This window comes from Bradyrhizobium genomosp. I (2014) (genome assembly GCF_000261685.1).
In the GTDB taxonomy this organism is placed as follows: domain Bacteria; phylum Pseudomonadota; class Alphaproteobacteria; order Rhizobiales; family Xanthobacteraceae; genus Bradyrhizobium.
On sequence record NZ_AJQE01000366.1, the window covers coordinates 16,058 to 25,905 of the forward strand.

At 65.2% G+C, this 9,848-nt stretch carries 11 protein-coding genes; 6 read left to right on the forward strand and 5 right to left on the reverse strand.

All coding sequences use genetic code 11. The features are described from left to right. Entirely contained in the window at window positions 1-2,004 is a 2,004-nt protein-coding gene (locus IC50_RS32240) for an acetyl/propionyl/methylcrotonyl-CoA carboxylase subunit alpha (protein ID WP_035714910.1), read from the forward strand. A 1-nt stretch (window position 2,005) separates the two neighbouring features. After that, on the forward strand, window positions 2,006-2,917 hold the full coding sequence (locus tag IC50_RS32245) for a hydroxymethylglutaryl-CoA lyase (protein ID WP_035714914.1): 912 nt from the start codon (window positions 2,006-2,008) through the stop codon (window positions 2,915-2,917). A 199-nt stretch (window positions 2,918-3,116) separates the two neighbouring features. Here IC50_RS32245 and IC50_RS32250 read toward each other — a convergent pair whose 3' ends face one another. From IC50_RS32250 to IC50_RS32260, 3 genes are read right to left on the reverse strand one after another with little or no spacing between them, the layout of a single operon-like run. Then, window positions 3,117-4,475 carry a TRAP transporter large permease gene (locus tag IC50_RS32250; RefSeq protein WP_035714919.1) on the reverse strand — a complete coding sequence of 453 codons (1,359 nt, stop codon included), beginning with the start codon at window positions 4,473-4,475 and terminating at the stop codon, window positions 3,117-3,119. Then, window positions 4,472-5,026 (reverse strand): TRAP transporter small permease, encoded by a 555-nt coding sequence (locus IC50_RS32255; RefSeq protein ID WP_035714924.1) that lies wholly within the window; start codon window positions 5,024-5,026, stop codon window positions 4,472-4,474. Before IC50_RS32255 ends, IC50_RS32250 begins: the two co-directional genes overlap by 4 nt. Beyond that, entirely contained in the window at window positions 5,023-6,045 is a 1,023-nt protein-coding gene (locus tag IC50_RS32260; RefSeq protein WP_035714928.1) for a TRAP transporter substrate-binding protein, read from the reverse strand. Before IC50_RS32260 ends, IC50_RS32255 begins: the two co-directional genes overlap by 4 nt. Before the next feature lie 318 nt (window positions 6,046-6,363). Here IC50_RS32260 and IC50_RS32265 point away from each other — a divergent pair, with 318 nt between their 5' ends. Next, the gene (locus tag IC50_RS32265; protein WP_035714932.1) at window positions 6,364-6,609 is read left to right on the forward strand and encodes a pentapeptide MXKDX repeat protein; all 246 of its coding nucleotides are present in this window, start codon (window positions 6,364-6,366) and stop codon (window positions 6,607-6,609) included. Between the two features lie 141 nt (window positions 6,610-6,750). Here the strand turns inward: IC50_RS32265 and IC50_RS32270 are convergent, their stop codons facing one another. Continuing rightward, complete coding sequence (locus IC50_RS32270) at window positions 6,751-7,098, reverse strand: DUF6481 family protein (protein ID WP_035714936.1); 348 nt, start codon at window positions 7,096-7,098, stop codon at window positions 6,751-6,753. A 265-nt stretch (window positions 7,099-7,363) separates the two neighbouring features. On the opposite strand from IC50_RS32270, the gene IC50_RS32275 reads away from it, so the two are divergent. The 3 genes from IC50_RS32275 (at window position 7,364) to IC50_RS32285 (ending at window position 8,857) form a co-directional block, all read left to right on the forward strand. After that, window positions 7,364-7,600, forward strand: a complete 237-nt coding sequence (locus tag IC50_RS32275; RefSeq protein ID WP_035714941.1) for a hypothetical protein — start codon at window positions 7,364-7,366, stop codon at window positions 7,598-7,600. Window positions 7,601-7,676: 76 nt separating this feature from the next. Continuing rightward, the gene (locus IC50_RS32280; RefSeq protein WP_035714996.1) at window positions 7,677-7,913 is read left to right on the forward strand and encodes a DUF2273 domain-containing protein; all 237 of its coding nucleotides are present in this window, start codon (window positions 7,677-7,679) and stop codon (window positions 7,911-7,913) included. Between the two features lie 176 nt (window positions 7,914-8,089). After that, complete coding sequence (locus tag IC50_RS32285) at window positions 8,090-8,857, forward strand: hypothetical protein (RefSeq protein ID WP_035714945.1); 768 nt, start codon at window positions 8,090-8,092, stop codon at window positions 8,855-8,857. A gap of 297 nt (window positions 8,858-9,154) precedes the next feature. On the opposite strand, the gene IC50_RS42670 is transcribed toward IC50_RS32285, so the two are convergent. Beyond that, window positions 9,155-9,316, reverse strand: coding sequence for a hypothetical protein (locus tag IC50_RS42670; RefSeq protein WP_035714947.1), 162 nt, complete (start codon window positions 9,314-9,316; stop codon window positions 9,155-9,157). Window positions 9,317-9,848 lie beyond the last annotated feature (532 nt).

Sequence of the window (9,848 nt, forward strand, 5' to 3'; positions counted from 1 at the left end):
ATGGATCGCTCAAAACTCTACCGTCGTTTTCGCACGCTCCTGATCGCCAACCGCGGCGAGATCGCCTGCCGCGTCATCCGCACTGCGCGAGCCATGGGCCTGCGCACGGTCGCGGTCTACTCGGAGGCCGACCGCGACACGATGCATGTTGCGCTCGCGGACGAAGCCATGCTGCTCGGGCCGGCGCGCGCCCGCGACAGCTACCTCAATGTCGAGCGGCTGATCGAGGCCGCGCGCAAGACCGGCGCCGAGGCCGTGCATCCCGGCTACGGTTTCCTGTCGGAGAATGCCGAATTCGCGCGGGCCTGCTTCGATGCGGGTCTCGTCTTTGTCGGTCCGACCGCCGGGATGATGACGGCGATGGGCTCGAAGTCCGGCTCGAAAGCGCTGATGGAGAAGGCCGGCGTGCCGCTGGTGCCCGGCTATCACGGCGAAGCCCAGGACGAGGCAACGCTTTCGAAGGCCGCCGAGGGGATCGGCTTCCCCATTTTGGTGAAGGCCTCCGCCGGTGGCGGCGGCCGCGGCATGCGCATCGTGCGTTCGGCTGCCGAACTTGAGCCCGCGATCGTCAGCGCCAAGCGAGAGGCCAAGGCCGCATTCGGCGACGACCGCATGCTGATCGAGAAATATGTCGACAATCCCCGGCATATCGAGGTGCAGGTGATCGGCGACAGCCACGGCAATCTGCTCTCGCTGTTCGAGCGCGAATGCACGCTGCAGCGCCGGCATCAGAAGGTGATCGAGGAGGCGCCGTCGCCGACGCTCAATGCGGCGCAGCGCGAGACGGTCTGCGCCGCCGCGCGAAAGGCAGCCGGCGCGGTCAACTATGTCGGCGCCGGCACCATCGAGTTCGTCTCCGACGGCAAGGACGTATTCTTCATCGAGATGAACACGCGCCTCCAGGTCGAGCATCCCGTGACCGAGCTGATCACCGGGATCGACCTCGTCGAGTGGCAGCTGCGCGTCGCCTTCGGCGAGGCGCTGCCGCTGAGGCAGGACGAGATCCGGCTCAACGGCCATGCCGTCGAGGCGCGCGTCTATGCGGAGAATCCCACCAAGAATTTCATGCCGTCGGTCGGAAAAATCTCGACCTGGCGGTTGCCGGCGGAAACCGGAGGCCTGCGCGTCGACGCCGGCTATCGCGAAGGTGATGCGGTCTCGCCGTACTATGACGCCATGCTCGCCAAGATGATCGCCTGGGCGCCGACGCGGGATGTCGCGATCGAGCGGCTGAATCGCGGGCTGGAAGAGACCGACGTTCGCGGCATCGTCACCAATATTCCGTTCCTGTCGGCGCTGATGACGCATCCGAAGGTGCGGGCCAATGCGATCGACACCGGCTTCATCGAGCGCGAGCTCGCGGTGCTGACGCAGGCCGCGCCGGCCCCCGGAGAGCTCGAGCTCTGCGCCGCGGTGGCGGCTGTGATCAACGAAGAGCAACAGGCGGCACATGCGAAGGCGAATTCGCCCTGGCAGACCTTCGGCTGGCAGCCGGTCGGCCGGCGCCAGCGCAGCTTTGCCTTCCGAGTCGGCCATGGTCCGGAGCAGAAGGTCATGCTGAACTATGGCAGCGGCCCCTCGACGCTGGTGATCGGCGAGCGCGAGCTGGCGTTCACGGTTGCGGCGAAGGACGGCGGCTTCGATTTGACGCTGGACGGCGTCAAGTCGTCGGTCGCGGCCGTGATCGACGGCCATGAGCTCTACTTGCGCACCCGCAACGGTCGCTTCGACCTGCACTGGGTGGATCCGTTCGGCGGCGAGACTGAGGAGCAGACCGGCGAGGACAAGATTGCTGCGCCCTTGCCCGGCACGGTCGTCGCCGTGCTGGCCGAGGAGGGCGCCAAGCTCGACAGGGGCGCGCCGATCCTCACACTCGAGGTGATGAAGATGGAGCAGACGCTGCGCGCGCCCTTTGCCGGCGTGCTGAAGTCGATCAAATGCAAGGTCGGCGACATCGTCCAGGAGGGCGTCGAGCTCGCGGTGGTCGAGCCTTCGGGAGAGTGAGATGAGCGATCCTGTCCGCATCATCGAAATGGGGCCGCGCGACGGGCTCCAGAACGAGAAGACGCCCGTCGGCGTCGAGGTCCGTATTGCCTTCATCGAGGCGTTGGTAGGGGCCGGCCTCAGTACGGTCGAGGTCGGCGCCTTCGTCTCGCCCGAGGCGATCCCGCAAATGGCAAGCTCGGATGCCGTGCTGCGCGGCGTCAGCCACATCAAGAGCGCAGAATTCCACGTGCTGGTGCCGAACGAGAAGGGCTATGACGCCGCGCGTGCCGCGGGCGCCAAGGTGGTCTCTGTGTTTGCGGCGGCCTCGGAAGGATTTTCGCGCGCCAACATCAACTGCACGGTCGCGGAGTCCATCGAGCGCTTCAAGCCGGTGCTGGCGCGCGCCAAGGCCGATGGCGTGAAGGTGCGCGGCTATATTTCCTGCGTGCTGGGTTGCCCCTTCGACGGCGAGATCAAGCCGAAGGCGGTCGCCGATCTCGCGGGCACGCTGTTCGAGCTCGGCTGCTACGAGATCTCGCTCGGCGACACCATCGGGGTCGGCACGCCAAGCAAGGCGAAAGAGATGCTGCGCGCAGTCAGCGCCGGCATTCCTCCCGCCAGGCTCGCGATGCATTTCCACGACACCTACGGCCAGGCGCTCGCCAATCTCTACGCCGGTCTGGAGGAAGGCGTTCGCGTTATCGACGCAGCGGCCGGCGGCCTCGGCGGCTGTCCCTACGCGCCGGGCGCCACCGGCAACGTCGCGACCGAGGACGTCGTCTACATGCTCGAAGGCATGGGCATCAGGACCGGCGTCGATATGGACAAGCTGCTGGCGGCGACCAACGCGATGAGCGGCGTGCTGGGCAAGCCGCCGGTGAGTCGCGTCGCGTCCGCGCTGAATGCGAAGAAGAAGCGAGCGGCTTTGTAGTTCTCCGTCATTGCGAGCGCAGCAATCCAGAATCCCGCCGCGGCGACGGCGTGGATTGCTTCGTCGCTTCGCTCCTCGCAATGACGATGGCGGCAGCCATCGTAGGATGGGCGAAGGCCCGTAGCGCCGTGCCCACCGTGCTTCCGCAAACCGCTGACAGTTGGTGGGCAGGCTACGCTTTGCCCTCCCTGCGGCAGCGTCACCTGCTCCCGTCCGGCCCCATCACGAGATCCGGAAGCCAGGTCGAGATCCCCGGCACGAAGCAGAGCAGCAGCACGGCGAGCATCATCAGCAGCACGAAGGGCAGCGTGCCCCAGATCACCTCGCGCAGGGGAATATCCGGCGCGACGTTGCGGATGACGAAGATGTTGAGGCCGACCGGCGGGTGGATCAGTCCCATCTCCATCACGATGGTCATGACCACGCCGAACCAGATGATGTCGAAATTGGCGGCGCGCAAGGGTGGCAGGATGATCGGCGCCGTCATCAGGATGATCGAGACCGGCGGCAGGAAGAAGCCGAGCACCACGACCATGACCAGGATCGCGAACAGCAGCTCCCAGCGCGGCAGGTGCATCGCGACGATGGATTCAGCGACCGATTGCGAGATGTGCAGATAGCTCATCACGTAGGAGTAAAGCAGCGACATGCCGATGATCATCATCAACATGGTCGATTCCCGGATCGTCGACTTCATGATGGGGGCAAGGTCGCTCGGCCGCCACACGCTGTAGATCGCGGCGATCAGCGCCAGCGCGAGGAGGCCGCCGAGCCCCGCGGTCTCCGACGGCGTGGCGTAGCCGCCATAGAGGGCGATCATGACGCCGGTCAGCAGCAGCACGAACGGGATCACCCGCGGCAGCACGCTGAAGCGTTCGGCGAGCGTGTACTCGTCGCGGGTCAGGATCGCAGCCTCGGGGCCGCCATTCTTGTAGATCACCTCAGCCGCCTTGTATTCGTTTTGGAAGCGGATCACGGCATAGGCACCGAACAGCGTGACCAGCAGCAGGCCAGGTCCGATGCCGGCGAGGAACAGCCGTCCCAGAGACTTTTCGGCCGCGACCGCAAACAGGATCATGGTGATCGAGGGCGGCAGCAGGATGCCGAGCGTGCCGCCGGCGGCGATGATCCCTGCGGCAAAGCCGCCGGAATAGCCGCGCTTGCGCATCTCGGGGATGCCGGCCGAGCCGATCGCCGAGCAGGTCGCCGGCGAGGAGCCCGCCATCGCCGCGAACAATGCGCAGGCGAACACGTTGGCGACGCCGAGGCCGCCGGGGACACGATGCAGCCAGGCATGGAGCGCCGAATAGAGATCCTGGCCCGCACGCGACTTGCCGATCGCCGCGCCCTTCAGGATGAAGAGGGGGATCGACAGAAGCGTGATCGAGGCCATTTCCTCGTAGACGTTCTGAGTCACCGTATCGAGCGAGGCTGAGGGCATGTAGATGCCCATGAACACGACGGCGACCGCGCCGAGCGCGAACGCAATTGGCATGCCCGAAAACATCACGAGCAGCGTCGCGATGCCGTAGGCGAGGCCGATACCGAAAACGCTCATGGCCGCCTGGCTCCGGCGAATGGCAGCGCAAGCTGCACGAGGATCTGGATGCAGAGCAGGCTCATTCCGAACGCCATCAGCGAATAGGGAATGGCGAGCGGCGGCGACCACATCGAGTTCGAGACCTGACCGTCGACATAGGCCTCATGGGCCAGCGTCCAGGATTTCCAGGTGAAGAAGGCGCAGAACAGGAAGGTTGCGGCGTCGACCAGCCACAGCCTGATCCGGTTCGCCAACGGCGAGAGCAGGCCGACGAAAGCTTCGATGCCGATGTGACCGCGGTTCTGCTGCACGTAGGCAGCCGTCATGAACGTCGCCCCGACCAGCAGGAACACTGCGGCCTCGTCCTGCCAGTAATTGGCGGCCTTGAACAGGGCGCGGCTGAGGACGCTGTAACTCAGGATGGCGCAGGCCGCGACCAGCGCGATCGCTGCGAACACCACGATGATGCTGTTGAGGACGGCGAGACCGCGATCGATCGCTGCCGCAAGGCCGGTCCCTGCGGCGGCGATCGTCTTGTCGTCACGATCCGGAAGCGGACCGTGACTCATGCCGCGACGTCGATGGCGAGCTTGAGCAGGTTTGCCGCAGTCGCGGTCTTGGCGCCGTAGTCCTTCCAGGCGGTGTCGCGGGCGATGTCCCGCCACTTGCCGACAGTCGCGGCGTCGAGCACGGAGACCTTGGCGCCGGCCTTCTCGTAGACCTTGGCGACCTCGATGTCGTCGTCCTGCGCGCCCTTGCGGCCGAAGGCTTCGAGCTCGGTACCAACCGCGAGCAAGATGTCCTGATGGTTCTTCGGCAGCTTGTCGAAGATCGCCTTCGACATCATCAAGGGCTCGAGCATGAACCAGTAGGAGGTGCCCGCCCCCGAGGTCAAAGACTTCGCGACCTCTTCGAGGCGGAACGAGATCAGGCTGGTCGAGGAGGTGATGCCGGCATCGCAGGCGCCGGTCTGCATCGCCGCGTAGATTTCGTTGGAGGGCACCGACAGCACCGAGGCGCCGGCGGTCTGAAGCACCATGTCCATCTCGCGTGAGCCGCCGCGCACCTTCATGCCCTTGGCGTCTTCAGGCGCGACGATCGGCTTGGAGCGGCTGGCGACGCCGCCGGCCTGCCAGACCCAGGTGAGCAGGATGATGCCCTTGTCGGCGAGGAAGTCGGTCAGCGCCTTGCCGACCGGCTCCTTCTTCCAGCGCAGGCCCTGGTCGTAGGTGGTCACGAGGCCCGGCATCAGGCCGATATTGGTTTCCGGCACCTCGCCGCCGGCATAAGGCATCGGATAGAGGCTGATGTCGAGCGCGCCCTTGCGCATCGCGGAAAATTGCGCGTTGGTCTTGATCAGCGAGGAGTTCGGGTAGATCTCGACGGCGATGTCGCCATTGCTGCGCTTGCTGACTTCGGCGGCGAACATGCGGCAGAGCCGGTCGCGGAAATCGCCCTTGTCGATGGTGCCGCCCGGGAACTGGTGCGAGATCTTCAGTGTGGTCGCGGCTTGCGCGGTACCGGTGCCCAAGCGGAGGATGGCGGGCGCGGCGACGGCAGTCGCGAGCAGATGGCGGCGCGTAAGCATGGTGTGATTTCCTTGGACGAGTCTTGTTTGTGATTGGGCTTGGATTCCCGAGACCGGCACGTGGCCCATTCTAGCCGGTCCTTCACCCGATATTCTCTCATCTGATAATTCGAGACCGAATGTCCCGGCAAGTGCCGGCCGTGCTGCGCTGCACACTTCCGATCCCGGTTGTGAGCGCTTGGGTACGCTGAACGGCGGATAGGGGAGGGCTCTCCGAAAATTTATCGGCCGCGGCGTAACAACGCCGGCTGGCGATCCGTCGAGATTGAATAGCGGCGTCCGTCGCTGACAACCACTATCTCGAAGGGAAGATGAACCATGACCATTCGCACCCGCATCGTGCTCGGCGTCTCGGCTGCCGCTCTCTCGCTTGGCCTCGCGCTTGCCCCGGCCGCCTTCGCCCAGGACAAGATGGGCAAGGATGACGGCATGATGAAGAAAGACACGATGTCCAAGGACGGCATGATGAAGAAGGACACCATGTCCAAGGACGACGGCATGAAGAAGGACCACATGTCGAAGGACGGCATGAAGAAAGACGACGGGATGATGAAGAAGCATTGATCCTTCGTCGTCATCGCGCAGCATCTGCCCAATTCTAACGAGTGAGAGGCCGCGCACTCCCGAATTCCGGTGGCGGCCTTCAGGACCGCCTCCGGAATGGTGCTTCAGTTCGACTTCAATTGAACGCGACTGGCGCGCGCCTTACTTGCGCTTGGCCTTGCGGGCCGCATAGCGCGCGTCGCGCTTGGCCTTTTGCTCGGCTTCGAGGGCAGCCTGTCTCTCGGCGGCTTCCTGAGCCTCGAGCGCGATCCGTGCGGCTTCGGCGGCCTTGGCTTCTTCCTCGATACGCTTCTGCTCGGCCTTCTCCGCCTCGCGCGCAGCCTTCGCCTCGGCACGCTTGGCCGCGAGTGCTTCGCGTTCAGCACGACGCGCGGCCACCGCCGGATCGTCGGGTCCCGGTTGTGACTTGAATTTGTTCAAAAGATTTTTGCGGGCTTCCTGTGCCGCCTTCTGCCGGTCTGTGAAGCCGGGTTCCCTGAATCCACTCATCGACGAGCCTTGTCTTCCTCGCTTTCGATCCTACATCCGTGCCTGTTGGTACGTCGGCTGGGCATAGCAGGCGCAACGCGACGCAGAAGCGTGTACATCGGCGCGCGTCGTGAAGCCACCCATAATCGCAGCCGATCAGGTCAACGAAAAATCGCCCCCCTGACGATCTCTCGTAGCCCGAAAAAACTGCCGAATTGTGATGTCCCTCATAAGGGAGCACGAGGGCGGGGCCTAGCGTCCGCCCGATACGAGACGGAGCACGGGCATGACGATCTCAAGACCGAGCCTGAAGGCGCTCGCAATCGCTTTCGTGCTGGCAAGCGTGGCGGGCGCCGCCGTGCAGCTCGCTCGTCCGCAGCCCATCGAAAGTGCCGTGCTGGGAGCGGGCTGGGAATGCAGCCAGACCGCATTCGTGCTCACGACCTGCGCACCGCGGGTCCAGAGGGCGATCCCGGCGGTCGAAACCTCGCGCAAGGATGCGATCCCGCCGACCCGAGGCTGAGTTCGGCAGGCGGATCGGGATGCGACGCGACGCCGCAGAGGTGATAGAGCGGGCTCGCCAGCGCGACCAGGCGGCCATGTCCAAGCCCGAGTCCAGATCCGAACCGGGCGAGAAGCCCAATTCTCGACCCAACCGTCAACCGAGGCGCCAGCCCGATGGCGATCGCCGCGGTGCGATTGCCGGACTGATCATCGCGATCATGATTCTGGGCGTTGGCTGGTGGCTTGCCCGGAATCTCACCGCAGCCAGCAAGATGCAGGATTGTCTGATGTCCGGGCGAAGCAACTGCAACGTGATCGAGCCGGCTCGCTAGGAGCGCTCCGGCATGGCGCTTGGGCCGAAAAAATGCCGTGATCTTAACCATTTGTAACAGGACTTGGCCGACCAAAGCAGGTCACTTATGTCGGCCGGCATCAAGCCCATCGCGAGGCGAATCGTCCATCGCGGCAGGCGCCACGGCAAATCGAGAAGGTAGGGGGTCAAGCACGCATGAGTGCGTCCAGCCGCATGAAGATTGTCATTCCATTGGTTTCGGCCATGTCGTTGCTCGCGCTTCCGGCGCAGGCTCAGGACGCGAGGCCGCCGAAGGATGCTGGCCCGCCGCCGGCCGGCCGGGGCGCAGGGGCGCCGCCCCCGACCCATCAGAACATGCGCAAAGGTCCTCCGCCGCAGCAGGCGGTCCGGTCCGCGCAGCCCGCTGGCCAGCCCCATGCGGGTCCCGGTCCGCACGGTGCCGGTGGCCCGCCGCCGGGACGTCGCGTCGCCCGCGGTCCCGCGCCGGCGCGGGACTGGGGCGGACACACCTATCGCGGCAATCTCGCCTGGGAAGGCGGGCGCTGGCGCCATGAAGTCCACAACGGACGCTCCGGCTGGTGGTGGGACGTTGGTGGGGTCTGGTATTATTATCCGCAGCGGATGGCTGGCCCGCCTGCCTACATCTCCGAGGACTATATCGACGACGTGCCGGTGGCCTATGCGCCGCCTCCGGTCGCCTATGCGCCACCACCTCCGCCTCCGCCACCGGCTGACCCCGGCGCCAGCGCGCTTGGCGGTGCGATCGTCGGCGGCGTGCTGGGCGGCCTGATCTCGGGCAATGCAACAGGGGCTGCCGCCGGCGCGGTTCTCGGCGGCGCAACGGGCGCCATCGCCGGCGCCACCGCTGCATCCCAGCCCGGCTACTACTGGGCGCAGGGCACCTGCTATTATCGTTATCCGAACGGCCAATACGTGCAGGCCGATCCCCGCGCGTGCTACTGAGTTTTCCCAGGCTGGATTGGAGCGCGGAGGCGGGCCCAGGCCCGCCTCTTTTTTTGGTTTGCCGGCGATTGCTTCAAATAAGCGTTGGCGCCAGCTGCCGCTTCGCGCAAGTCTCAAAAGAAAAATGTCGGGATGATTCGGGGGATGTGGGACATGCTGGAAGCGATCCAGATCAGCTTGGCGCTCTGGGCCATGATCGTTTGTGGCGGGATCAAACTCTCTCAGGCGCTGCTCTGCCTGTTCTAAGTCGGCGTCCGCAGCCCGGGCGCGCGGCAGGCACGCCAATCGCCTCGGATGTCAGGACACGAGCCAGCTGAAGAATGCGATCGTGGCCCAGACCAGGCTGCCGATCCAGGCCAGCATCACGACGCCGATCGTGCCGAGATACGCGATGCCGAGCAGGTCCGAGCTATGTCGTCGTTTCGGGACGATGACTTCGCTGGCTGCTTTGCGTGTCATGACCGGACATCACCCATGAGGCGTTGAAGCGCTTTTTAGCGGAGATGTCGGGGGCAGGCTGTGACGTAGTTCACAGATCGCTCTACCAGGCCCCGAAAGTACCCGCAATCATACGGATGAAATTGCCACGCGCTCGTCCAGATGGCCGGCTAGCGTCGGCCTCATGTGCACCGAGTACGATCCACAGCACGAAGCCGAGGCCGCGATGAAGCGGGCCGCGGAGGCCGAAGGGACCGATCGGCAACGGCTCATCCAGCTGGCCTTGGCATGGCATCAGCTCGCCCGCGATCCTCACGATGAGCAGACCGACTCCTCGTGGCCGGCCGGGCGCATGGCTCCGGTTGGATAGGGCGGCCGAGATGAGAAAAACCCCGTGCTCGGGGGACAAGCACAGGGTTCTTCAAAGCCGACCGGGGGTGGCAGGTCGGCACCACTCGAGTCGGATGTGCAACGCCCTGATTGCGCGTTCGTTCCGCATCGATCCGCGGCGCTGAACTCCTGCGCGGCTCGCGCGCTTGGCGCGCAGGAACAT